At 72.8% G+C, this 24059-nt stretch carries 23 protein-coding genes and 1 pseudogene; 14 read left to right on the forward strand and 10 right to left on the reverse strand.

What is annotated here, in order from left to right; genetic code table 11:
• Positions 1 to 13: 13 nt before the first annotated feature.
• The 3 genes from R4Z63_RS18020 to R4Z63_RS18030 form a co-directional block, all read right to left on the reverse strand.
• Positions 14 to 580, reverse strand: coding sequence for a SigE family RNA polymerase sigma factor (locus R4Z63_RS18020; RefSeq protein ID WP_384454799.1), 567 nt, complete (start codon positions 578 to 580; stop codon positions 14 to 16).
• A gap of 274 nt (positions 581 to 854) precedes the next feature.
• A complete protein-coding gene (locus R4Z63_RS18025; RefSeq protein ID WP_037921238.1) occupies positions 855 to 1820 on the reverse strand; it encodes an HhH-GPD family protein in 966 nt (321 codons plus the stop codon).
• The gene (locus tag R4Z63_RS18030) at positions 1817 to 2470 is read right to left on the reverse strand and encodes a phosphatase PAP2 family protein (protein ID WP_384454794.1); all 654 of its coding nucleotides are present in this window, start codon (positions 2468 to 2470) and stop codon (positions 1817 to 1819) included. The genes R4Z63_RS18025 and R4Z63_RS18030 overlap by 4 nt, the downstream gene beginning before the upstream one ends.
• Positions 2471 to 2630: 160 nt before the next feature.
• Here R4Z63_RS18030 and R4Z63_RS18035 point away from each other — a divergent pair, with 160 nt between their 5' ends.
• On the forward strand, positions 2631 to 3434 hold the full coding sequence (locus R4Z63_RS18035) for a hypothetical protein (RefSeq protein ID WP_384454791.1): 804 nt from the start codon (positions 2631 to 2633) through the stop codon (positions 3432 to 3434).
• A gap of 116 nt (positions 3435 to 3550) precedes the next feature.
• Here the strand turns inward: R4Z63_RS18035 and disA are convergent, their stop codons facing one another.
• Together disA and radA are read right to left on the reverse strand one after the other, a co-directional pair.
• The gene (disA, locus tag R4Z63_RS18040; RefSeq protein ID WP_037921241.1) at positions 3551 to 4675 is read right to left on the reverse strand and encodes a DNA integrity scanning diadenylate cyclase DisA; all 1125 of its coding nucleotides are present in this window, start codon (positions 4673 to 4675) and stop codon (positions 3551 to 3553) included.
• A 306-nt stretch (positions 4676 to 4981) separates the two neighbouring features.
• Entirely contained in the window at positions 4982 to 6424 is a 1443-nt protein-coding gene (radA, locus tag R4Z63_RS18045) for a DNA repair protein RadA (RefSeq protein ID WP_037921243.1), read from the reverse strand.
• Between the two features lie 182 nt (positions 6425 to 6606).
• Here radA and R4Z63_RS18050 point away from each other — a divergent pair, with 182 nt between their 5' ends.
• Positions 6607 to 8373 carry a BACON domain-containing protein gene (locus R4Z63_RS18050; protein ID WP_037921246.1) on the forward strand — a complete coding sequence of 589 codons (1767 nt, stop codon included), beginning with the start codon at positions 6607 to 6609 and terminating at the stop codon, positions 8371 to 8373.
• Between the two features lie 118 nt (positions 8374 to 8491).
• Here R4Z63_RS18050 and R4Z63_RS18055 read toward each other — a convergent pair whose 3' ends face one another.
• A complete protein-coding gene (locus tag R4Z63_RS18055; protein WP_384454809.1) occupies positions 8492 to 9241 on the reverse strand; it encodes a DUF3109 family protein in 750 nt (249 codons plus the stop codon).
• Between the two features lie 219 nt (positions 9242 to 9460).
• Between R4Z63_RS18055 and R4Z63_RS18060 the strand changes: the two genes are divergently transcribed.
• Entirely contained in the window at positions 9461 to 10411 is a 951-nt protein-coding gene (locus tag R4Z63_RS18060; protein WP_037921249.1) for a Ppx/GppA family phosphatase, read from the forward strand.
• Here the strand turns inward: R4Z63_RS18060 and R4Z63_RS18065 are convergent.
• Both R4Z63_RS18065 and R4Z63_RS18070 read right to left on the reverse strand, forming a co-directional pair.
• The gene (locus R4Z63_RS18065; protein ID WP_037921251.1) at positions 10399 to 10629 is read right to left on the reverse strand and encodes a hypothetical protein; all 231 of its coding nucleotides are present in this window, start codon (positions 10627 to 10629) and stop codon (positions 10399 to 10401) included. The genes R4Z63_RS18060 and R4Z63_RS18065 overlap by 13 nt on opposite strands.
• The gene (locus R4Z63_RS18070) at positions 10622 to 10795 is read right to left on the reverse strand and encodes a hypothetical protein (RefSeq protein ID WP_157840233.1); all 174 of its coding nucleotides are present in this window, start codon (positions 10793 to 10795) and stop codon (positions 10622 to 10624) included. Before R4Z63_RS18070 ends, R4Z63_RS18065 begins: the two co-directional genes overlap by 8 nt.
• A gap of 181 nt (positions 10796 to 10976) precedes the next feature.
• On the opposite strand from R4Z63_RS18070, the gene R4Z63_RS18075 reads away from it, so the two are divergent.
• From R4Z63_RS18075 to ilvD, 6 genes are all read left to right on the forward strand, one after another.
• The gene (locus R4Z63_RS18075; protein WP_384454784.1) at positions 10977 to 12056 is read left to right on the forward strand and encodes a helix-turn-helix domain-containing protein; all 1080 of its coding nucleotides are present in this window, start codon (positions 10977 to 10979) and stop codon (positions 12054 to 12056) included.
• Positions 12057 to 12073: 17 nt separating this feature from the next.
• Entirely contained in the window at positions 12074 to 12655 is a 582-nt protein-coding gene (locus R4Z63_RS18080) for an HD domain-containing protein (RefSeq protein ID WP_037921254.1), read from the forward strand.
• 116 nt (positions 12656 to 12771) lie between these two features.
• The gene (locus R4Z63_RS18085; protein WP_384454781.1) at positions 12772 to 13422 is read left to right on the forward strand and encodes a DUF7691 family protein; all 651 of its coding nucleotides are present in this window, start codon (positions 12772 to 12774) and stop codon (positions 13420 to 13422) included.
• A 68-nt stretch (positions 13423 to 13490) separates the two neighbouring features.
• Positions 13491 to 14318 carry a sugar phosphate isomerase/epimerase family protein gene (locus R4Z63_RS18090; protein WP_037921258.1) on the forward strand — a complete coding sequence of 276 codons (828 nt, stop codon included), beginning with the start codon at positions 13491 to 13493 and terminating at the stop codon, positions 14316 to 14318.
• Positions 14315 to 14935 (forward strand): TetR/AcrR family transcriptional regulator, encoded by a 621-nt coding sequence (locus R4Z63_RS18095; RefSeq protein WP_037921260.1) that lies wholly within the window; start codon positions 14315 to 14317, stop codon positions 14933 to 14935. The genes R4Z63_RS18090 and R4Z63_RS18095 overlap by 4 nt, the downstream gene beginning before the upstream one ends.
• 121 nt (positions 14936 to 15056) lie before the next feature.
• Positions 15057 to 16907, forward strand: coding sequence for a dihydroxy-acid dehydratase (gene ilvD / locus R4Z63_RS18100; protein WP_037921263.1), 1851 nt, complete (start codon positions 15057 to 15059; stop codon positions 16905 to 16907).
• Positions 16908 to 17010: 103 nt separating this feature from the next.
• On the opposite strand, the gene R4Z63_RS18105 is transcribed toward ilvD, so the two are convergent.
• Positions 17011 to 19152 carry a serine/threonine-protein kinase gene (locus R4Z63_RS18105; protein ID WP_384454777.1) on the reverse strand — a complete coding sequence of 714 codons (2142 nt, stop codon included), beginning with the start codon at positions 19150 to 19152 and terminating at the stop codon, positions 17011 to 17013.
• Positions 19153 to 19258: 106 nt separating this feature from the next.
• Between R4Z63_RS18105 and R4Z63_RS18110 the strand changes: the two genes are divergently transcribed.
• The 5 genes and pseudogenes from R4Z63_RS18110 (at position 19259) to proC (ending at position 22734) form a co-directional block, all read left to right on the forward strand.
• Complete coding sequence (locus R4Z63_RS18110; RefSeq protein WP_037921267.1) at positions 19259 to 19561, forward strand: SH3 domain-containing protein; 303 nt, start codon at positions 19259 to 19261, stop codon at positions 19559 to 19561.
• Between the two features lie 59 nt (positions 19562 to 19620).
• Positions 19621 to 20193: a membrane protein gene (locus R4Z63_RS18115; protein WP_037921269.1), complete on the forward strand. Its 573-nt coding sequence runs from the start codon at positions 19621 to 19623 to the stop codon at positions 20191 to 20193.
• An 86-nt stretch (positions 20194 to 20279) separates the two neighbouring features.
• A complete protein-coding gene (locus R4Z63_RS18120; protein WP_037921270.1) occupies positions 20280 to 21077 on the forward strand; it encodes an ABC transporter ATP-binding protein in 798 nt (265 codons plus the stop codon).
• A pseudogene (locus tag R4Z63_RS18125) lies at positions 21074 to 21812 on the forward strand (ABC transporter permease). The gene R4Z63_RS18120 and the pseudogene R4Z63_RS18125 overlap by 4 nt, the downstream one beginning before the upstream one ends.
• Before the next feature lie 112 nt (positions 21813 to 21924).
• Entirely contained in the window at positions 21925 to 22734 is an 810-nt protein-coding gene (proC, locus tag R4Z63_RS18130; RefSeq protein ID WP_037921272.1) for a pyrroline-5-carboxylate reductase, read from the forward strand.
• 62 nt (positions 22735 to 22796) lie between these two features.
• Here proC and trpS read toward each other — a convergent pair whose 3' ends face one another.
• On the reverse strand, positions 22797 to 23795 hold the full coding sequence (gene trpS / locus R4Z63_RS18135) for a tryptophan--tRNA ligase (protein ID WP_037921274.1): 999 nt from the start codon (positions 23793 to 23795) through the stop codon (positions 22797 to 22799).
• Positions 23796 to 24059: the final 264 nt, after the last annotated feature.

A 24059-nucleotide genomic window follows, 5' to 3' on the forward strand; every position in this document is an offset into this window, starting at 1 on the left:
AGATCTTGGCCGTTCAGGCCGCGCACCGCTCACGCCCCTCGTACCTCATGGTGTGGTCACCGCGCTCCAGCGCACGCAGGTCCAGGTCCCGGCTCTCCAGCTCCTGCCGGAGCCGGGCCAGGGCGCGGTGCAGAGTGCTCTTCACGGTTCCCGCCGACATTCCGAGCGCCGCGGCCGTCTCCTCGGTGCTCATCTGCTCCCAGTGTCGCAGGACGACCACACTGCGCTGCTTGGGCGCGAGCACCTTCAGGATGTCCATCAGCAGGGCGCGGTCGGCGCGCTGGTCGGAACCGTCCTCGACGGACGCGTCGGGGAGCTGCTCGGTGGGGACCTCTTCGAGCTTGCGGGCGCGCCACCACTCGGTACGAGTGTTGATCATGACCCGGCGGAGGTAGGCGTCGGCCAGAGACTTGTCGGCGATCCCGTCCCAGCGGCCGTAGGTGCGCACGAGGGCCGTCTGGAGGAGGTCCTGGGCGTCGGTGGGGTCCGGAACCAGCCGCCGGGCACTGCGCAGCAGCGCGTCCTGCCGCGTGCGTACGTACTCCTCGAACCCGAGCACCTCGCCCTGCGCCTGCGCCATCTTGGACCGCCTCCCGTTCCGTCCCACCACTCCACCGCTGTCTTACGGGGACGACGGTACGGAGGGGTTGTCACGGGCCTGTGCGAGCCAGCCTGCGGTGGGAACACGGACACCCATAGGTTGTGTAACAGTGCCTGTGAGCTGGGGTTTCCCGGCAACAAGCGGAATTGCCGACTCAGCTTCGAGGGCGGCTACGGGGGGTGGCGGACCGGTGCACGGTCCGTTCGCGAACCGTCCCGTGCGCCGTCCGCCACCTCTGCGGGCACCTCTGCGGTCAGGGCTGCGGGCGCGTCTGCGGCAGCCGGTACAGGCCGCCGCCGAGCGGCTCCACCAGCCCGTCGGACACCAGCCCGTCGAGCGCGCGGGCCCGCTGCACCGGCTCGTTCCAGACAGTGTCGAGCACGGCCTGCGGAACGGGGCCCACCGCCTCCCGCAGGACCGCCAGGAGTTTGCCGCGCACCTGCCGGTCGGTCCCGGCGTACGTCTGCCCGCGCCGCGGCGGCCCGTCGTGCGCCGGCTTCCCGGCCAGACGCCACGCGCACTGTCCGGCTACCGGGCAGCGCGTGCAGTCCGGACTCTTCGCGGTGCACACGAGCGCGCCGAGCTCCATCGAGGCCGCCGCCCAGCGGGCCGCGGTGGTCTCGTCCTGCGGCAGCAGTTCGCGGGCCAGGCGCCGCTCGGCGGCCGTGGTCGCGTTCGGCGGGTACTCGACCCCGGTGGCGGCGCGCGCGAAGACCCGCCGGACGTTGGTGTCGAGGACGGCGTGCCGCTGCCCGTACGCGAAGGAGGCCACCGCCGCCGCGGTGTACTCGCCCACCCCGGGCAGTGCGAGGAGCTGTGCGTGCTCCCGCGGTACGTCGCCCCCGTGCCGCTCCGTTATCGCGGCGGCCGCGCCGTGCAGCCGCAGGGCCCGGCGCGGGTAGCCGAGCCGTCCCCAGGCCCGTACGGCCTCACCGGGGGCCTCGGCGGCCAGGTCGGCGGGGCGGGGCCAGCGGGCGAGCCACTGCTCGTAGACCGGTAGCACCCGGCTGACCGGGGTCTGCTGGAGCATGAACTCGCTGACCATGACGCCCCAGGGGCCGGCCTCGGGGCGGCGCCAGGGCAGGTCGCGGGCGTGCTCCTCGAACCACGAGATGACGGGGGAGTGCAGCGGGTGGGAGGTGCCGGCGGGCACGTCGCGGGAGTCCTCGGGGGACAGGTCCGGCGACACGTCGGGGGAGGAAGGAGGGGATGCAGTCATGGCAGACGGCATCCTGGCACGTTTCGGACCCCGGGGGAGGACTCACCGCTCGGTCCCGGCCCGGTCAGCAGGACACCGGCCCGCATCCCGCCCGCCCGCACCGCGCGGACGCCCGCGGCCGCCGAACCGGTCAGCGCCAGGACGACGAGGGCGGCGACCGAACCGCCCAGCAGCAGGCCCAGGGCCACGTCGTGCGGGTAGTGGACACCGACGAAGACCCGGGAGAAGGCCATCAGCAGGGCGAGCGGCACCACCAGCGGCGCGAGCCGGCGCGCGGCCATGACCAGGGCCACGGCCGCGGCGCCCGCGATGGCCGCGTGGTTGCTGGGGAAGGACCCGTCGCCCGGCGGCGGGCACCCGACCAGTGAAGCCGCCGCGCCGGCGACCGCGCGGCACGGACGCTCCTCGTCCACGGTGGCCTTCACGGCCTCAGAGGCGGCGTAGGCGACGACGGTGGCCGTCGGCGCGAGGAGGGCCAGTGCCACCGCCCGGGCGTCGCCCCGGCCGCGCGCCCGCCACCAGAGGGCGGCGAGGAGCGCCCCGAAGAGCCAGAGGCCGTACCCCGTCCAGAGTTCGAAGGCCCGCTGCACCCACAGGGGCGCGGAGTGGGCGAAGCCGGTGACGGTGCGGTAGAGGCCGGAGGTGTCCATGGGTACCGAACGTACCGAAACCGGACTCATCTCCATGTAAGCCCTTTGGCCGGTTCCCGCCCGTTCCGGTTGGGCCCGCAGGATGATCATCGGCAAATCAAGTCCGCTGCGCGGCATGTGGGGCACTGATCGGGCCGCGAACCTTTGTAAGGTTCCGTTCGTGGGATCTCTGCGCAATCCGGTCGGGCCGCTCCCCTCCTCCATCTACTGGCGACGGAGGGCTGTGCTGGCGTCCGTCGTCGCGCTCCTCGCGCTCCTCGCCGTATGGACCGTCAGTTCCGGCGGGGGGAAGACGAGTACGAACGGAAAGGGCGGGGGGCGCCCCGATCCCGTCACCTCCATCACCCCGGGCCCGGCCGGCACCGGCCCCGCCATCAGCGCGGCCCCGGGCGGACGGCCCGAGTCGGGCGGTGGTGGGACCACCGGCTCCGAGGGCGGCCCGGGCGGCGGCGCGGGCAAGAACGGCGAGCCGGGCAGCGGCAGCGCCACGGGCGGGGGTTCGGGCTCCTCCGGCGGCGGCGCGGGCGGCCCGGCGGCGGTCCCCGCGGACTCCCCGCTCCCCACGTGCGCGACGTCCGCGCTCCAGTGGGAGGTCAGGAGCGCGAAGAACGAGTACGAGGCGAACGAGAAGCCCCGCCTCGAACTGGTCGCCCGCAACATCTCCGGAACCACCTGCAAGGTCGATCTCGGCCCGAAGCAGGCCGTCCTGACCATCCTTCAGGCCAGTGGCAACAAGGCGGTGTGGTCCTCGGCGGACTGCCCGACGGGTGCCGGCAACGTCTTCTTCCGGCTTCCCGCACAGGGCGAGACGAAGCATTCGCTGGACTGGGACCGCAGGTTCAGCGCGGCCGGCCAGTGCCAGTCGCCCCCGGCGGGTTCCGCGCCCCCGGACACCTACGTGGTCGAGGTCAAGTCCCCCGGCATGCCGGTGGCCCGCACCTCGTTCGTCCTCAAGCAGGACTGACCGGCGCCGACCAGCGGCGTTCTTCCTGTACCGGCCGTGGCCCTCCGCTCGGCCCCGCGCCGCACCGGACGCCGCGGCCCGGCAGGCCATCGCGGTCACCCGCGCCAGGGCGCGGCCTAGACGTAGCGCTCCAGGATGGACGATTCGGCCAGGCGGGACAGGCCCTCGCGGACGCTCCGTGCGCGGGCCTCGCCCACCCCGTCCACCGCCTGCAGGTCGTCGACGCTCGCCGCGAGCAGCTTCTGCAGACCGCCGAAGTGCTCCACCAACCGCTCGATGATCGCGCCCGGCAGCCTCGGCACCTTCGCCAGCAGCCGGTAACCGCGGGGCGACACCGCCGAGTCCAGCGTCTCGGGCGAGCCCGTGTATCCCAGCGCCCGCGCCACGATGGGCAGTTCCAGCAGCTCCGGGTGGGTCAGCGCGTCCAGCTCCGCCAGCGCCTCGTCCACCGTGCGGGAACGCTTCGCCGTCGGCTCCGGCACGTAGTCGCGGATGACCAGCTCGCGCTCCTGCTCGATCCCCACCGTCAGCTCGTCCAACTGGAGGGACAGCAGACGCCCGTCCGTGCCCAGTTCGACCACGTACTCGGCGATTTCCGTCGCGATCCGGCGGACCATTTCCAGCCGCTGCGCGACCGCCGTCACGTCACGCACCGTGACCAGGTCCTCGATCTCCAGCGCCGACAGCGTGCCCGCGACCTCGTCCAGGCGCAGCTTGTACCGCTCCAGCGTGGCCAGCGCCTGATTCGCCCGGGAGAGGATCGCTCCGGACTCCTCCAGGACCCGCCGCTCCCCGTCCACGTACAGTGCGATCAGCCGCATCGACTGCGACACCGACACCACCGGGAAGCCGCACTGCTTCGACACGCGGTCGGCCGTGCGGTGGCGCGTGCCCGTCTCCTCCGTGGGGATCGAGGCGTCCGGCACGAGCTGCACACCGGCGCGCAGGATCTTGGTGAGGTCCTTGTCGAGGATGAGCGCGCCGTCGAGCTTGCACAGCTCGCGCAGTCTGGTCGCGGTGAACTCCACGTCCAGCACGAAGCCGCCCGTGCACATCGCCTCGACGGCCTTGTCCATGCCCAGGACGATGAGGCCGCCGGTGTTGCCCCGCACGATCCGCTCAAGGCCGTCGCGCAGCGGCTGACCAGGTGCGACCGCGCTCAGCGAGGCGCGCATGAGGGCGTCGTGCCTGGAGCTCGCGCCGGACTTCCCGGGTGCTGATGCCCCGTCCTTGGCTGCCACTGCACTCCTCCGGTCGCGGGTTGCGCCGCTCGGCACGGGGGCACGAGGACGTGCGCACGGCCGGGCGGACCAGCCCAAAGTCTACCGGCGCGTGCTGCGGCCCCACCGGGGCTTGGCCAGGTGGGGCCCGGTGGGGGGCCGCGCGGCCCCCCTGACCAGCGTGGCGACCGGCCGGTCGGACGGGCCGATCTTGGCGGTCCGGCCGGTTCGATCATGCTCGGCCGTGAGTACGGCGGGCTGTGAGCAAGGCGGGCTGTGAGCCCGGCCGGTGGTCCGGCCCCTCGGGCAGGGCTGCTCGGGCACGGCCTACCTCGCGGCCCCGGCCCCCGCCCGCTCGCTGCTCTCCTTGCTCTCCCTGGCCGCCGTACGGGAGCGCCCGCGCGGCAGCACCCGCAGCGCGTCGCCCATGTCGGCCACTTCGGTGACCTTCATCCCCGGTGGCACCTTGCCCGGGTCGGTCGGCACCAGCGCGTGGGTGAAGCCCAGCCGGTGCGCCTCCGCCAGCCGCCGCTGTACGCCCGTCACCCGCCGCACCTCGCCGGCCAGGCCGACCTCGCCGATGGCCACCAGGTTCTTCGGGAGCGGGACGTCGCTGGCGGCGGACGCCAGCGCGAGCGCGATCGCCAGGTCCGCGGCCGGCTCGGTGAGCTTCACACCGCCCACGGTGGCGCTGTAGATGTCGCGTTTGCCGAGCGCGGTGATCCTGCCGCGCTGCTCCAGCACCGCCAGCATCATCGAGACGCGCGAGGTCTCCAGGCCCGAGGTGGTCCGCCGGGGGGAGGGGATCTGCGAGTCGACGGTCAGCGCCTGCACCTCGGCGACCAGTGGCCGCTTCCCCTCCAGGGTGACGGTCAGGCACGTTCCCGGGACGGCCTCGGCACGCCGGGTCAGGAACAGCCCGCTCGGGTCGGCCAGCCCGGTGATGCCCTCGTCGTGCAGTTCGAAGCAGCCGACCTCGTCGGTGGCGCCGTACCGGTTCTTCACGCCGCGCACGAGCCGTAGCCGCGCGTGCCGGTCTCCCTCGAAACTCAGCACCACGTCGACGAGGTGTTCCAGGAGCCGGGGGCCGGCGATGGCCCCGTCCTTGGTGACGTGGCCGACGAGCAGGGTGGCCATGCCCCGCTCCTTGGAGGCCCGGATCAGCGCGCCCGCCACCTCCCGCACCTGGGCCATGCCGCCGGGCGCGCCGTCGATCTCGGGGGAGGCGACGGTCTGTACGGAGTCCAGGACGAGCAGGGAGGGCTGCACGGCGTCGAGGTGCCCGAGCACCGCGGACAGGTCGGTCTCGGCCGCGAGGTACAGGTGGTCGCTCAGCGCGTTGATGCGGTCCGCCCGCAACCGGACCTGGCTCGCCGATTCCTCACCCGTCACGTACAGCGTGCGGTGCGTGTCGCTGGAGGCCTTCGCCGCGACGTCCAGCAGCAGCGTGGACTTCCCCACGCCGGGCTCGCCGGCCAGCAGCACGACGGCGCCGGGCACGAGCCCGCCGCCCAGGACGCGGTCCAGCTCGTCCACACCGGTGCTGCGCGCGGTCGCCGTCCGCCCGTCGACCTGGGCGATCGGCAGCGCGGCGGTCGACACCCGGCCGGCCGCGGTGGTCCGTACGGCGGGTGCCCCCATCTCCTCGACGGTGCCCCAGGCCTGGCACTCGGGACACCGGCCGAGCCACTTGGCCGTCGTCCAGCCGCACTCGGTGCAGCGGTAGGACGGTCGGTCCTTGGCGGATGAGCGAGAGGTGCGGGCAGCCATGCGCTCACGGTAGCCGCCCGCACCGACAGCCCGGTCCGCGGTGCCGGTCCGGGCACCCGCGGGGCGGTCGTCAGAGCCGTCGTCAGAGCCGTCGTCAGTGCACCGCCGATCTGTTCACCCTTAAGGGCTAAAACCGGGGAAGGCTTCCCAGGCGCCCCCGGCGCGCCGCCTACGGTCGCCAGGTGAACAGCAGCAACCAGGCACACCCTTCGCCGCGCACCGGCGCACACCGGGCGCACGGGCGCACGCCTCACGAGGAGGAACGGCCGCGCCCCTTCCGGTACGAGCCGTACCTCGACGGCCTGTTCACCTATTGCCTGTCGGTCCTGTGCGACCACGACACCGCGACCGACGTGCTCGCAGACGTCCTCGCCGTGGCCGAGCGGTATCCCGGTCGCTGCCCTGACGAGGGCGACCGGCGGGCTTGGCTCTACGCGCTCGCCCGCTGGGGCTGCCTGCGCCGGCTGGCGGAGCAGCGGCGCGTTCGGCAGGGAGCGCATTCCGCCAAGCGTGCGCCGGAGCACGCCGGGCGCGACCATGCGCCGGGGGGCGCAGCCTTCGACGGCCCGGCCGCGGAGCCCCGCCGGCAGCTTGACGTGAGCGCCTACCGCCGTACCGAGCTGGCACGTCTTGCCTGGCCGGAGGCCGCAGGGACCACCCCCGCCCAGCGCGAGGCACTCGAACTCGCCGTCCGCCACCGCCTCGCCGTCCCCGAACTCGCCGCGGTCCTCGGCACGCCCCCCGCCGCCGCCCGGGAGCTCCTGACCGGTGCCGCCTGCGAGGTGGAGCGCACCCGAGCCGCCCTCGCCGTCGTCGAGACCGGCGGCTGTCCCGGTGTCGTCCAGCTCACCGGCGGCGACGCGGACGGCAACAGCGGCGACGTCCTGCTGTCCAGCACCCTGCGCACCGAGCTCGTCCGGCACGTCGACGACTGCCCGAGGTGCCGGCGCGTCGCCGAACGCGTGGGCGCCGCCGCGCCGTGGCCCGGCTCCGGCGGCGTGGACACCGCCGCGCTGCCGCTCGTACCCGCCCCGCGCACCGCCGTCCACGCGGCGATGCACCGCTCCGGTCGGGGGCGCGGCCCCGCCCCCCGCTTCGACCGCACCGGCTTCCCGATGGACCCCAGGGACCGCGCGGCTCGCCGGGACCGGATGCGGGCCCGGGCGGTGACCACCACCGTCGTGGCCACCGTCGTCGCGGCCCCGGTCCTGGCGCTGTGGGCCTCGTACCGCGGCGAGCCCGGCACCGGCGAGCCCGCCGGCAGCGGCTCCCCCCGTATCTCCGCCAGCGAGACCGAGCTTCCGACCTCCCGGATCGACGGGCGCCCGCTGACCGCCTACGAAAACGCGGGCAACGCGGCCGTCACCACCGGTGGCCCCGACTTCGCCGACAACAGCGACTCCTCCGACGTCTCCGTCGAGGTGATCAGCACCGGCCCGCCCGCCACCCCCGACCAAGCCGGCGCCCCCGGCAGGCTCTCGGTCGCCGCGTCCTCGCGGGGCGCCCTCACCCTGCTCACCCTCACCGCCTCGGGCGGCGCCCCGGTGAACTGGCGACTCTGGTCCGACGCACCCTGGCTGCGGGCGAGCCGCACCGCGGGCACGCTCGCGCCCGGGGAGTCCGTCACCCTGCACATCGCCGTCGACCCCGAGGCGCAGCCGGTCGGCGCCTGGACCGCCCGGGTCGGGGTCGACCCGACCGGCGCGGTGATCTCCGTCCGGGGCCGCGGCCGGCCCCCGTCGACGCCCGTCCCGCAGCCGGAACCGACTCAGCCCGCGAGCCCGCCGCCGTCACCGGATCAGACGCAGGGACCCGCGCCGACGCCGTCCCCCACGGAGCCGACGATCCCTCCGCCGTCCCCGACCCCCGCGCCGACCCCGACGGACGGCGCGGGCGCAACGGCTTCCCCCGCGCCCGACCCGCCACCGTCGGAGCCGTCGGGCGGCTGACCCGGGGTGACGCCGGGTGACGGCCGGTGACGCGGCCGGGGGTCGGCAAGGCCTGCGGAGTCGCCAGGGAGCCGACGCGGCCCTGCGAAGGCCGGCGACCGACCGGGCGGGGCTTCGGCTACGGGGCCGGATCCGCCGGATGCGGAGCCATCGGCAGGAGCGAGGCCAGCCGGGCCTCGCACAGCTGCACCAGCGCCTCGTACCCCTCCTGGCCCATCAGCTCCGTCAGCTCGGCGCGGTACGACACGTAGACGGGGTCCCCGGCGCCGTGCGCGGAGGTCGCCGACGTGCACCACCAGTGCAGGTCGTGGCCGCCCGGGCCCCAGCCCCGGCGGTCGTACTCGCCGATCGACACCTGGAGCACCCGGGTGTCGTCGGGCCGGTCGATCCAGTCGTAGGTCCGGCGGATCGGCAGCTGCCAGCAGACGTCCGGCTTGGTCTCCAGCGGCTCACGGCCCTCCCGCAGCGCGAGGATGTGGAGCGAGCAGCCGGCCCCCGCGGGGAACCCCGGCCGGTTCAGGAAGATGCACGCCCCGTCCCAGCGGCGGGTCTGCTTCTCCCCGTCGTCGTCGTGCTGGGTCCACCCGCTCTCGCTGCCGACGTCGTGGAACTGCCACAGCTCGGGCGTCAGCCGGGCCACGTGCTCCGCGACGCGCTTCTCGTCGTCCTCGTCGGAGAAGTGCGCGCCGAGCGTGCAGCAGCCGTCCGAGGCCCGGCCCGCCTGGATGCCCTGGCAGCCGCTGCCGAAGATGCAGGTCCACCGGGAGGTCAGCCAGGTCAGGTCACAGCGGAAGACCTGCTCGTCGTCGGCGGGGTCGGGAAACTCCACCCAGGCCCGAGGGAAGTCGAGCCCCTTCTCGTCGGCCATGGCCTTGGCCTTTCCGGGCTTGAGGGGCTTGAGCTGTTTGAGGGGCTTGGGGGGTTTGCCGTTCGCTGCCTCTGCGTCCCGGGTGCGTGCGCCCTGGTCGTCCTTGCCCGTGTCCTTCTCCGACCGGGTCTTGTTGGCCTTCTTCGTATTTGGCACAAACCCAAGCCTAAGCGCCCCTTACGCGACCCCCGAGCGTTCCTCGCAGTAGCGTTTCCCCCTATGAGACTCGGTGTCCTCGATGTGGGTTCGAATACGGTCCATCTGCTGGTGGTGGACGCGCACCCCGGCGCGCGCCCGCAGCCGGCGCACTCGCACAAGGTGGAGATAAGGCTGGCGGAGCTCCTCGACGACGCCGGGGCCGTCACCCCGGCGGGAGTCGAGCGCCTGCTGTCCGTCATCAACGAAGCGGTGCAGGCCGCCGAGGACAAGGGCTGCGAGGACGTCCTCCCCTTCGCCACGAGCGCGGTGCGCGAGGCGACCAACGCGGACGAGGTACTGGCCCGGGTCAAGGCCGAGACCGGCGTCGACCTGCCGGTCCTCAGCGGCGAGGACGAGGCGCGCCTCACCTTCCTCGCCGCGCGCCGCTGGTTCGGCTGGTCCGCCGGGAAGCTGCTGGTCCTGGACATCGGCGGCGGCTCCCTGGAGATCGCGTACGGCATCGACGAGGACCCGGACGCCGCCGTCTCCCTCCCGCTGGGCGCGGGCCGCCTCACGGCGGGCTGGCTCCCCGGCGACCCGCCCGACGCCCTGGACATCCGGGCGCTGCGGCGGCACGTACGGGCGGAGATCGCGCGGACGGTTCGGGAGTTCAGCCGCTTCGGCGCCCCCGACCACGTGGTGGCGACGTCGAAGACGTTCAAGCAGCTGGCCCGCATCGCGGGCGCGGCCCGCTCGGCGGACGGCCTGTACGTGCAGCGCGACCTCAGCCGCAAGGCCCTGGAGGAATGGGTCCCGCGCCTGGCCGCGATGACGACGACCCAGCGCTCCGCCCTCCCCGGGGTCTCGGAGGGCCGGGCGAACCAGCTCCTGGCGGGTGCGCTGGTCGCCGAGGGTGCCATGGACCTCTTCGGCGTGGACGAGCTGGAGATCTGCCCGTGGGCCCTGCGCGAGGGCGTGATCCTGCGCCGCCTGGACCACCTCCCGACCTCGGGGGCTGGTCAGATGGCGTGACCCGGGGGGAGCTCGGCGGACTCGATGTTGTCGACCGCCGTGGAGAATTCGCGGCCGGACGGGCCTCGTACGTACGCCAGCTCCACCCAGTAGGGGTGGAGCGAGGTCGACACGTCCTCGTTGATCACGGCCATCAGCTCGCCTTCGACGCCGCTGGCCACATCACGCACGCGATGTCGTAGCAGCGGGTGCGGCATATACGTGTAGCGCTCAGTCATCGTGGGGCTCCTCGGCGATGCCGATGAAGCGTTCCCATCCGACCAGCGCGCGGTCGAGGAGCTCCTGGCTCGGCTCGGGAACCGCAGTCGGCTCGGAGCAGGCGCCGTCGGCGATGTCGAGACCGAGCACGCCATGAGCGCAGCTGTGGATGATTCGGTTGACCATACTCACGTCCCTTCGTCGGCAGCCGCGGGTGCGTTCCCCGCCCATCGATCGCCGTGACCGCGTCGCGTCACCCGGTTCCGGGCTTCGGCGATCCCGCGCAACGAACCTATGGTCGCGCTGAGTGCGGTAGGACTGACTGTGGGTACGTGTTACTGCAAGGCTCGCGCCGGGGAGCGTGCACATGGCCGGAGGACCAATCACTGGCACGATCGCGGGATTCGTGCTGCGTACGGCTCGCGAGTCGATCCCCCGGACACAGTCGGCGACAGCAGAGGCTCTGGGGGTCGACCTGTGCACCGTGCAGGGCTGGGAGTCGGGCCGACGACCACTCGCGAACATGCGGGCGGGAGATCTGGTCGGTCTGCGGCGCCGTTTGGCTGCCATGGGTGCGGAAACGTCGGTCGTGGGGATGCTGGACGCCGCGATGGACGCGGACCGGATCATCGGTGCCACCCTCAACCGCACCGATGGGCCGCACCCTCTGTCGGAGTGGGTGCACACCAGGGATACCGCGCACATGCTCGCCTGGGCTCTCACGGGGGCTCGTCCACCGTCACTCGCGAAGATCCCCCTTCGGCGCAGGCGAGGACCGGCAGCGGCCTCTCCGCTCCTTCCGCTGCGTGATCGCGCTGCCTTCTTCGGGGAACTGCGGACCACAGCGGAGGCAGCACAGCGGACCGGTCCCCAAGGCGTTCTGCTTCACCGGCAGGCCCTCTACCTGACCTCGTACGACATGAGTCCCGAAGCCGCGGCGTGGACCGCCCAGGCACTCCATGCCCGGCGGGATCTGCTGGCGCGGCGGGGGTGGACGCCGCAATGGGCAGAGGCGCGGTCGACGGCGACCGCTCTCGCTCGCCTCGGCGACCCGGTCCCGTTGTTGGACTTCATCGAGCGCGCGATCGTGGGTGATGACGCGGGAGAGGCAGCCAACCTGAACTACTGGGCCTACTGGCTGGGTGGTACACGACTGCCCCAGTCCGACGACCTCTTCATGCGAGACCGGCAGTTGACCGGCTGGGATCCGGTCACGCTGCTGCGAGGACTGACCTACGGGCTGCACGGAGCAGCTGGCTATGTGGACTTGTACGCGCACACCCTGTGGGCCCTGCTGACGGTCCATCCATGGCTGGCCCAGGCGTCGGGCGGACTGGTGCGTGAGCTGGCCGAGCGGACGGAGTGTCTGTTGGACGGGGGGCGTGTATCTGAAAGATCCCGCCGCGAACTGAGCACGGTGAACTACGTTCTACGTGATCGAACCTGAAACCGGAGGGTCACCACATGGCAGACGAGACGGCGAACGCGCAGGGTACGGCCGGGTTCCTCTTCGAGATGGGTGTGCTCAAGAACGCCAAGCGGACCGGCTGGTGGTTCACGGGCAACAACAACCCCGAGTCGATCGCAGAGCACTCGTTCCGTGTCGGAATCGTCGGCGCCGTTCTGGCCATGATGGAGGGCGTGGACCCTGCCAAGGTGGCACTGATGTGTCTGTTCCACGACACGCAGGAGACCCGGATCGGCGACATTCCGCACATCGGCCGCCGTTACATCGACGCGGCGACGAACGAGACGGTCACCGCCGACCAGGTCGCCGCGGCGCATCCGGCGGTGAAGGCCGGCGTGCAGCGCGTGGTGGGCGAGTACGAGAGTGGCGACAGCCCTGAGGCGATCGTGGCCAAGGACGCCGACAAGCTGGAGTGTCTGGTGCAGGCGGTCGAGTACCGGGCCCAGGGCTACAGCTTGGTGCAGGACTGGATCGATACCTCGCTGAGCAGCCTCAAGACGGCTTCGGCCCAAGCCCTCGCCGAGGCCGCCCTGACCATGTCACCGCTGGAGTGGCGGAAGACCTTCCTCGGGGAGTGATCCTCTGCCGGGCACCGGACTCCGGTCCGGTGGCCGGGGGAGGGGGAAGAAGCCCGGGCGGAACGCCACCGCGTCCGCCGGCGGGCCTGTCGGTGCCGTTCGGCAGGATGGTGAGCATGAGTCACACCATCTCGTACTCGACGGCTGACAAGGCCGACGTGCTGGCCTTCCTGGGCAGCAAGGGCGATCTCACGCCGGATCAGCTGCGCCGCCTGGAGAGCATGCGGCGGTACGCCAGGATCCGTCAGGACGACCTCGACCACCAGGAAGTGGACTGGGGGCTGTCCGTCCCCGACGCCCTGGAGCACCTCATAGCCGGGCACAGCGACGCGGACGCGGACTGTGCGGGCAACGCGTACACCACCGCCCTGCAACTGGTCATCGACCGCAACGCCTCGGACCCGGGCCACCTGGGCACCTACTCCCGGCCCAGCACCTTCTTCGGGCTGGTCGACGACGAGATGCGGCGCCTCGGGGTGCCCGCCGACCTGCTGCCCCACGGGTTCCTCTACGGCGGGCTGCCCGACGAGTTCCCGTTCCTCCCCTCGTCGATGGACGGGTACCCGGCTATCGGCCACCTGCCGCTCGCCAGGACCAAGGCGGCTGCCGAGGCCTACCGGGCCGTCCTGGACCGGATGGACCCGGACTTCCACCACGACGTGCGGGAGCTCATCGAGAAGTTGGAGTTCGAGCACGGGGAATGGGAGAGCGCGACGAAGGACCTCGACTGGTACACCCAGGACACGCTCTTCTTCAGCCTCACGTGACCGGTGGGATCGGGCCCGCGTGGCGGTCGTCACGTACCGCGCGGGCGCGGGCCCCGTACCCTGTCCCCGTGGCAGAACCCGTCCGTATCCCGACCGCGAAAGTCGCCCTGTCCACCGCCTCCGTCTATCCGGAGTCCACGGCGACCGCCTTCGAGATCGCCGCACGCCTCGGATACGACGGCGTCGAGGTCATGGTGTGGACGGATCCGGTGAGCCAGGACATCGACGCACTGCGCCGCCTGTCGGACCAGCACCAGGTGCCCGTCCTCGCCGTCCACGCCCCCTGCCTGCTGATCACCCAGCGGGTGTGGTCCACCGATCCGTGGGTCAAGCTGCAGCGCGCCCGGTCGGCGGCCGAGAGGCTCGGCGCGTCCACCGTCGTCGTGCACCCGCCGTTCCGCTGGCAGCGCCAGTACGCCCGGGAGTTCGTCTCCGGCATCTGGCGGATGGCGGAGGAGACCGACGTGCGGTTCGCTGTGGAGAACATGTACCCGTGGCGGTACCGCGACCGCGAGATGCTCGCCTATGCGCCCGAGTGGGACGTGACGAAGGACGACTACCGGCACTTCACCGTCGACCTGTCGCACACCGCGACCGCCCGTACGGACGCGACCGCGATGATCGACCGGATGGGGGAGCGGCTGGCGCACGTGCATCTCGCCGACGGCAACGGCTCGGCGAAGGACGAGCACCTGGTCCCGGGCAGGGGGACGCAGCCCTGCGCCGAACTGTTGGACCGGCTGGCCCGGAGCTCCTTCGACGGCCATGTGGTGATCGAGGTCAACACGCGGCGTGCGATGTCCTCGGCCGAGCGCGAGGCCGACCTCGCCGAGGCGCTGGCCTTCACCCGCCTGCACCTGGCCACCGCCGGGCACGACCGGGCCCGCCGACCGTGACCGGGGGGAGCACGCCGCGCCGTCGGGGGCCGGGCCGGCCCCGCCAGGACGAGGCCGAGGAGGGGCCGGGCACCCAGGAGCGCATCCGGCTCGCTGCCCGTGAGGTGTTCGCGGAGCGCGGCTACGACAAGACGTCCGTGCGCGGCGTCGCGAAGGTCGCCGGGGTGGACCCGGCCCTGGTGCACCACTACTTCGGCAGCAAGGACGACCTCTTCGCCGCGGCCATCGAGATCAGCATCGAGCCGGCCCTGGAGGTCCCCGCCGTCATCGGGGAAGGGCCGGAGGGCATCGGCGAGCGGCTGGCTCGCTACTTCCTGGGCGTCTGGGAGAACCCGGTCACCCGGGCGCCGCTGCTGGCCGTGATCCGCTCCGCGCTCACCCACGAGGCCGCCGCGAAGGTGCTGCGCGGGCTGGTGCTGCGCAGGCTCCTGGAGCGGGTGGCCGCCGACCTGGACGTGCCTGATCCGACCTTCCGCGCCGAGCTCGCCGCCTCCCACATGGTCGGCATCGCGATCCTGCGCTACGTGCTGCAGGTCGAGCCCCTCGCATCCGCGGACACCGAGGACATCGTGGCGCTCGTGGCGCCCACGCTGCAGCGGTACCTGACCGAGGACTGAGCCGCCCGTCCCGTCATGCGGACGGGGCGTCCGGATCGCGGGCGGTGGGCGTAGCCTCGTATCTGAGCCATATCCGCAGTCGCGGCTGACCGTACAGCCGCACTCATGGGGAGTGAACCGCATGCCCGAGCTGAGGTCCCGCACCGTCACCCACGGCCGCAACATGGCGGGCGCCCGCGCCCTGATGCGCGCGTCGGGCGTAGCGAGCGAGGACATCGGCAAGCCGATCATCGCGGTCGCCAACTCCTTCACCGAGTTCGTTCCCGGTCACACGCACCTGGCGCCCGTCGGCCGGATCGTCTCCGACGCCATCCGCGCGGCCGGTGCGATCCCCCGGGAGTTCAACACGATCGCCGTCGACGACGGCATCGCGATGGGCCACGGCGGCATGCTCTACTCCCTGCCGTCCCGCGACCTGATCGCGGACAGCGTGGAGTACATGGTCGAGGCGCACTGTGCCGACGCCCTGATCTGCATCTCCAACTGCGACAAGATCACCCCCGGCATGCTGATGGCCGCCATGCGCCTCAACATCCCGGCCGTGTTCGTCTCCGGCGGACCCATGGAGGCCGGCCAGGCCGTCCTCGTCGACGGCACCGTCCGCAAGCTGGACCTCATCGACGCCATGGTGGACGCCTCCAACGAGAACGTCTCCGACGAGGACGTGCTCCGCATCGAGGAGAACGCCTGCCCCACCTGCGGTTCGTGTTCCGGCATGTTCACCGCCAACTCGATGAACTGTCTGGCCGAGGCCATCGGCCTGGCCCTCCCGGGCAACGGCTCGGTCCTCGCCACGCACACCGCCCGCCGCGCCCTGTACGAGGACGCGGGCCGCACGGTCGTGGAGATCACCAAGCGCTACTACCAGGACGGCGACGAGTCCGTCCTCCCCCGCAGCATCGCGACCCGCGAGGCCTTCGAGAACGCCATGGCCCTCGACATCGCGATGGGCGGCTCCACCAACACGATCCTGCACCTGCTGGCCGCCGCGCAGGAGGCGGGCCTGGACTACGACCTGAAGGACATCGACGCCGTCTCGCGCCGCGTCCCGTGCCTGGCCAAGGTCGCCCCGAACGTGGCGCCCGGCGGCACGTACTACATGGAAGACGTCCACCGGGCCGGCGGCATCCCCGCCATCCTCGGCGAGCTGCACCGCGGCGGACTCCTCAACAAGGACGTGACGACCGTCCACTCCGCGGGCCTGGAGGACTGGCTGGCCCGGTGGGACGCCCGCTCCGGCACGGCCACCGACACGGCCATGGAGCTGTGGCACGCGGCCCCCGGCTGTGTCCGCTCCGCCACCGCCTTCTCGCAGTCCGAGCGCTGGGACACCCTCGACCTCGACGCCGAGGGCGGCTGCATCCGCTCCGTGCAGCACGCGTACTCCAAGGACGGCGGCCTCGCGGTGCTGCGCGGCAACATCGCCGCCGACGGCTGCGTCGTGAAGACGGCCGGTGTCGACGAGTCGATCTGGACCTTCGAGGGGCCGGCGGTCGTCTGCGAGTCGCAGGACGAGGCCGTCGACAAGATCCTGCGCAAGGAGATCAAGGCGGGCGACGTCGTCGTCATCCGCTACGAGGGCCCGCGCGGCGGCCCCGGCATGCAGGAGATGCTCTACCCGACGTCCTTCCTCAAGGGCCGCGGCCTCGGCAAGGTCTGCGCGCTGGTGACGGACGGCCGCTTCTCCGGCGGCACCTCCGGTCTGTCCATCGGCCACGCCTCCCCGGAGGCGGCGTCCGGCGGCGACATCGCGGTCGTCGAGGACGGCGACCTGATCCGCATCGACATCCCGAACCGGTCCATCGAGATCGTCGTCGACGATGCCACGCTGGCGGCCCGCCACGAGGCTCTCGGCGGCGTCTACGCCCCGAAGAATCGAGAGCGCAAGGTCTCCGCGGCCCTGCGCGCCTACGCCGCGATGGCCACCAGCGCCGACAAGGGCGCGGTCCGCGACGTGACCCGGCTGGGCTGACCCGGCCGGCCCCGGCAGCGACGCCCCCGCACCGCACGGTGCGGGGGCGCCCGCGTCCGAGCTCCGGGCGGGACGCCGCCCGGGCTCCGCGCCGCCGGGCCGTTCACCAGCGGGCGGGATCGCCCGCGTCCACGGCGAACACCGATCCGTCGGGCGCGCCCGCGAACACCCGCCCGCCGCCGGCCACCGGCGCCGGCAGGGTCGACGCGTAGGTGTCCTTGCCGTCCGCCATCCGCGGCCTGGTCTGGCCCGCCGGCCTGCCGTCGGCCGCGTCGAAGGCCAGCAGCCGCCCGTCCGGCGCCGTCAGGTGGACCCGCCCGTCGGCGACCACCGGACGGGAGGCCACCGTCACGCCCGTCTCCAGCCGCCACCGCTCCTTGTCGGCGCCGACGGCCACCAGCGGGCCGGAGGTCCCGAACAGGTACGTGACCCCGTCCCGGTCCACCGCCGCCTCCGCGTCGAACAGCGGAGCGGTGAGCCGTACCCGCTGCGCGGTGCGCGCCGTCAGATCGGCGCGCACGACGGCGGTGGTCCGGGAGGAGGCGTCGACGTCCATCAGGTACAGGCCGCCGTGCGCGGCGCCGACGGGCCGCAGCCGCCCCGCCGTACGGAACTGCCGGGTCACGCTCCCGCTCGCCGGGTCGACCGCGGCGAGCTGGGTGGATCCGCTGCCGTCGGGCGTCACCGCGTACAGCTCCGGTGCCGCGCCGCCCTCCGGCCCGCCGCCGCTCCACCACACGGAGCCGACCCCGCCGATCTGCCGGGTCCAGCGGGCGGTGCCGGACGCCGCGTCCAGTGCGGTGACGCTGCCGTCGGTGCCCACCAGCAGCACCTGCGAGCCCGCGGGCACCGCCTGGGAGCCTGCGGGCAGTCCGCGCCGCCAGCGTTCGGCGCCCGTGGCCGGGTCCAGGGCCTGGAGCGTCCCGCTGCCGGGTGCCACGACGAGGACCCGTCCGCCGGCGTGCAGGGGCGTGGCAGGGGCGGGCGTCCCCTTCGCGGGGGCGGCCGCGGGTGACTCCAGGGCCCACACCGTCGAACCGTTCACGGGGTCCAGCCGGGCCGCCAAGAGGCCCGGTCCGGCGCAGTACAGGGCCTCCGCCTGCCAGGAACAGGCCCCGATCCGGCTGCCCGTCCCGGGCTTGCCGAGGGGGACCGACCAGGGGGCGAAGTTCTTCACCGGCGTCGGATCCGCCTGGGCGGCGATCTGGGCGGGAGAGGATCCGGCGGCTGTCCCGTGGCGGAGGTACCCGCCGACGGCACCGCCCACCAGCAGCAGCCCGATCCCCGCTGCCACCGCGATCCGGGCCCGCCGCCGGCCCGGGACCCGGGGTTCGGGCCCGGCGGGGATCCGCTCCCGGCGGTGGGTGAGCAGCTCGGCCCCGTCGGGCTGCCGCGGCCGGGGGATGAAGGCCTGGGTGTCCTCGGCGGTCGGGTACGCGACCGCCCGCATCTCGGCGATCAGCTCCTCGGCGGTGGGCCGCTCCCGCGGGTCCTTGGCCAGGCACCGCTCGACGAGCGGTACGAGCTGCCGGGGCAGCCCGCTCAGGTCGGGCTCGCTGTGCACCACCTGGTACGCCACCAGGTAGTGGCTGTCGGAGTCGAAGGGGCCGCGGCCCGTCGCCGCGTGCACGAGCACCGCGCCGAGGGCGAAGACGTCCGCGGCCGTCCCCACCTCGCGCGGCCGCTGGAACTGCTCGGGTGCCATGAACGGCGGGGTGCCGATCAGCTTTCCGGTCTCGGTCCGCAGGTCGCTGTCGGCCGGCCGGGAGATCCCGAAGTCGATGACCCGCACGCCGTCGGGCGCCATGAGCACGTTGCTGGGCTTGAGGTCGCGGTGGACCACCCCCGCCCGGTGGATGTCGCGCAGGGCCTCCGCCAGGCCGGCCGCGAGCCGGGCCAGCTCGGTACGGTCGAGCACCTTCTCGCGGACGCGTTCGGAGAGCGTCGGCGCGTCGATGAACAGGGTGGCCATCCAGGGCCGTTCGGCGTCGGGGTCGGCGTCCACGACGGGTGCGGTGAACGCCCCGCTCACGCGCCGGGCGGCCGCGACCTCCTGCCGGAAGCGGGCCCGGAACTCCGGGTCCACGGCATGCTCGGCGTGCACGATCTTGACGGCGAGTTTCAGCCCCGAGCCGGACGTGGCGAGGTGGACGACGCCCATACCTCCGGAGCCGAGCACCGCTTCGAGCCGGTACTGCCCGGCGTACTCCGGAAAGCCCGCGTAGTCCGCGCGCAGCGAATGCACCGCTCACCACCCCCGCCGGAGCCTAGTCGATGACCCGTACGCATCTCCAAGGTCCTGCTACCCTGCGCGAGTTGCGCACGGCAACGCCCATGGGGGGAGATTTCGCATGTCGGTGGAGAACGATTCGAGCCAAGTTCAGAGCCTTGCTTCGGGCTCCGGCTACCCGTCCTATCCGGTCGCGCCCGGCTACCGGCTGAACGTCCGCAGCGGGCCCGGTACCAACTACTCGGTGATCGACGTCCTGCCGGTCGGCGCGATCGTCACGCTGCGCTGCCAGACCGAGGGCACCACGGTCTCGGGCCCGTACGGCACGTCCAGCATCTGGGACTGCATCGGGAACGGCCGCTTCGTCTCCGACGCGTACATAAAGACCGGCAGTGACGGCTATGTGGTCACGCGCTGCGGCTGACCCGTCTGACACGTGAGACACACCCGGCCCGGGCGGCCCGGCGGGGGATAATCGCCGCTGTGAGCGACGACCAGCGAGACCAGACCCCCGCCGAGCCGGCCGGCGCGGCTGCCCCGGCCCGGGCCGCGGCCTCGGAAGCGACCGGGCCGGTGCCGCCCGCGGGCCCGCAGCCCGAGCCGCTCCGCTTCTTCGGCACCACCTGGGTGAACCACGAGAACGGCTACGGCCTGCGCCGCGCCGCCCTCGCCGTCGGCTCCCTGGTCACGGCCACCGCCGCCGCCGTGCTGCTGCGCCTCTCCTACGAAGGCTTGGAGATCGGCGACGTCGGCCCCTTCCTCAGCATCTCCGTCGTCGTCCTCTTCGCGATCGCCAGTGCCATCGCCTTCGTCAAGACGTGGGACTCCTTCAGCCGGCGCCCGGCCCCGTCCTCCGACGAGGCCGCCCTCAAGGGTCTGAAGACGATCGGCTTCATCGGTTCCCTCATCGCCTACTCCCTGCGCTGCCTGACCGAGGCCCCGGGCGAGAAGCTGCACCGTGCCGAGTACGAGCGCGCCCGGGCCGAGTACGCCCGCCGCCGCAGCACCCGTACGGGCAACCCGGCCGCCCGCCGCCCCAAGCGCAAGAAGCAGTAGTCGGCGGCCGGGCCTCCGCACGTCCGCGCGTCCTCGTTCTTCCTGGTTGTTGACGCCCGGCCACCCCCAGGAGCATTATTCATCACATGATGAATAAAGAAGCCGGCGGTGACCAGGCCGCTGTGCACGCCCACGGCCTGACCGTCCGCCGCGGCACCGGCCGCACCCCGCGCACCGTCATCTCCGACATCGCCTTCGACGTCCCCCGAGGCCGCATCACCGGCCTCCTCGGCCCCTCCGGCTGCGGCAAATCCACCCTCCTGCGGGCCATCGTCGGCACCCAGGCCCACGTCACCGGCACCCTCGACGTCCTCGGCCGCCCCGCCGGCCACGCCGACCTGCGCTCCCGCATCGGCTACGTCACCCAGGCGCCCTCCGTCTACGACGACCTCACCGTCCGCCAGAACCTCGACTACTTCGCCGCGATCCTCGACCCCGGCCGCGCCGCCGCAGCCCGCCGCGCCGAAGCCGTGGACCGCGCCATCACCGACGTCGACCTCACCGCCCGCGCCGGCGCCCTCGCCGGCAACCTCTCCGGCGGCCAGCGCAGCCGCGTCTCCCTCGCCGTCGCCCTGCTCGGCACCCCCGAGCTCCTGGTCCTCGACGAACCCACCGTCGGACTCGACCCCGTCCTGCGCCGCGACCTGTGGAACCTCTTCCACCACCTCGCCGCCACCCGCGGCGCCACGCTCCTGGTCTCCTCCCACGTCATGGACGAGGCCGAGCGCTGCCACGACCTGCTCCTCATGCGCGAAGGCCGCATCCTCGCCCAAGGCACCCCCGACGCCCTGCGCACCCGCACCCACTCCGCCACCGTCGAGGAGGGCTTCCTCCGCCTCGTCGACGAGGCCGACACCCTCGCCGCCCAGGAGCAGACCCGATGAACGCCGCCCGCACCGCCGCCACCGCCGCCCGCGTCCTGCGCCAGCTCCGCCACGACCCGCGCTCCATCGCCCTGATGGTCCTGGTGCCCGTCCTGATGCTCACCCTGCTGCGCTTCGTCTTCGACGGCAGCCCCCGCACCTTCGACACCATCGGCGCGTCACTCCTCGGGATCTTCCCCCTCATCACCATGTTCCTGGTGACCTCCATCGCCACCCTGCGCGAACGCACCTCCGGAACCCTCGAACGCCTCCTCGCCATGCCGCTCGGCAAGGGCGACCTCATCGCCGGCTACGCCCTCGCCTTCGGCGCCGTCGCCGTCGTCCAGTCCCTCCTCGCCACCGGCCTTGCCCTCTGGGCCCTCGGTCTCGACGTCGTCGGCTCCCCCTGGCTGCTGCTGCTCGTCGCCCTCCTCGACGCCCTCCTCGGCACCGCCCTCGGCCTCTTCGTCTCCGCCTTCGCGGCCTCCGAATTCCAGGCCGTCCAGTTCATGCCGGCGGTGATCTTCCCCCAGCTGCTCCTCTGCGGACTCTTCGCCGCCCGCAGCACCATGCACCCCGTCCTCGAAGGCATCTCCGACGCCCTGCCCATGTCCTATGCCGTCGACGGCATGACCCAGGTCCTCACCCACACCGACATGACCACCGACTTCGTACGCGACGTCGTGATCGTCGCCGCCTGCGCCGTCCTCGTACTCGCCCTCGGCGCGGCCACCCTTCCGCCGCCGCACCCCCTGACCGCACTGCGGACAGCGCGGCCCCACCCACCCCCCGGGTGCAAGGATGAGGACACGTACGCGTACGCCTGCGCAGCCCAGGCGGAAGAACAGTTCGGCGAGGTGAATCGGGCATGACCCAGACAGTCGCAGTCCTCGGTACCGGCAAGATCGGCGAGGCTCTGCTCAGCGGAATGATCCGCGGCGGCTGGCCCGCCTCCAAGCTCCTCGTCACCGCACGCCGCAGCGACCGGGCCGAGGAACTCCGCACCCGCTACGGCGTCGAGTCCGTCTCCAACGCCGAGGCCGCCAAGCGCGCCGACACCCTCATCCTGACCGTCAAGCCCCAGGACATGGCCAAGCTCCTCGACGAGCTCGCCCCGCACGTCCCCGCGGGCCGGCTGGTCATCAGCGGCGCCGCCGGCATCCCGACCTCCTTCTTCGAGGAGCGTCTCAGCCCCGGCACCCCCGTCGTGCGCGTCATGACGAACACCCCCGCCCTCGTCGACGAGGCCATGTCCGTCATCTCCGCCGGCAGTCACGCCACCGCCGAGCACCTCGCCCACACCGAGGAGATCTTCGGCGGCGTCGGCAAGACCCTGCGCGTCCCGGAGTCCCAGCAGGACGCGGCCACCGCCCTCTCCGGCTCCGGACCCGCGTACTTCTACTTCCTCGTCGAGGCCATGACCGACGCCGGCATCCTCCTCGGCCTCCCGCGCGCCCAGGCCCACGACCTCATCGTCCAGGCCGCCATCGGCGCCGCCGTGATGCTCCGCGACAGCGGCGAACACCCCGTCAAGCTCCGCGAGGCCGTCACCTCCCCGGCCGGCACGACCATCAACGCGATCGTCGAGCTGGAGCGGCACGGCGTACGCGCCGCCCTGATCGCCGCACTCGAAGCCGCCCGCGACCGCAGCCGCGAGCTCGCCTCCGGCAACAGCTGAACCTCGGGCACTGCGGGGCCTCCGCGTCGCGGGGGCCCCGCACCCCACACCCGCTGCCCGGCCTACGGCCGCAGCAGCCCGATCGCCTCGTACGCCCGGTCCACCACGGGCCGCGCCAGCTCCCTGGCCCGCCCCGCGCCCTCCCGCAGCACTTCGTCCACCTGCGCCGGATCGGCCGCCAGCTCCGCGTGCCGCTCCCGCAACGGCCGCAGCAGCTCGATCACGGCGTCGGCCACGTCCCGCTTCAGTGCCCCGTACCCGCCGTACCCGTCGGCGAGCGCGGCCGGATCGCCGCCGGTGCACGCCGCCAGGATGTCCAGCAGGTTCGCCACGCCCGGCCGCGCCTGCCGGTCGTACACCACCGCACCGTCCCCGCTGTCGGTCACAGCCCGCATCACCTTCTTGCGCACCACCCCGGGCTCGTCGAGCAGATAGACGATCCCCGATCCGTTCGCGTGGGACTTGCCCATCTTCGACGCCGGATCCTGCAGGTCCATAACCCGTGCGGCCACCGCCGGATGGGTGGCCTTCGGCACGATGAAGGTGTGCCCGTAGCGCTGGTTGAAACGCGCCGCCAGATCCCGGGTCAGCTCGACGTGCTGGCGCTGGTCCTCCCCGACGGGGACCTCTCCAGCCCCGTAGGCCAGGATGTCCGCGGCCATCAGCACCGGATAGGTGAGCAGGGACAGCCTGACGCCGTCGCCGGAGGCCTGCGCCCTCGCCGCCTTCTCTCGGTACTGGATCATCCGCCGCAGCTCCCCGTCGGTCGCCGTGCACTCCAGCAGATAGGCCAGCCGGGTGTGCTCGTCGACATGGCTCTGCACGAACAGGGTGCACCGCCGGGGCTCCAGCCCTGCCGCGATCAGCAGCGTCGCGGCCTGCCGACTGAGCCTGCGCACGCGCGCCGGCTCGTGCTCGACGGTCAGCGCGTGCAGGTCGACGACACAGAACAGCGCATCGTCTGGCTCCCGGTCAGCCGCGACCCACTGGCGCACGGCACCCAGGTAGTTCCCCAGGGTCATGTGGCCGGTCGGCTTGATCCCGCTGAAGATCCTCGTCATGTCCTGCTCTCCCTCTGACTGCGTGAGTGGTGACGGGCCACCGCGCCGGGCGACCGAGCCACTCCCGGGAGGGAGCAAACAGAAACGGCCGCCGAGGCGGCGGCCGTGAGCGCATGCGTGCTCGCGTGGAAGGTCGGCCGCCGTCAGGCGGCCCACCAGCGAAGGCTGTGTGTGGGTGCATGCGTAGTCATGCCGGCCAGCGTAGACCGGCGGAAACGAGGACGCCGCGAGTTTTGCCCACCTGCGTGGCGACGGTCGGCGGGG

This window comes from Streptomyces sp. PL-29 (assembly GCF_058344425.1).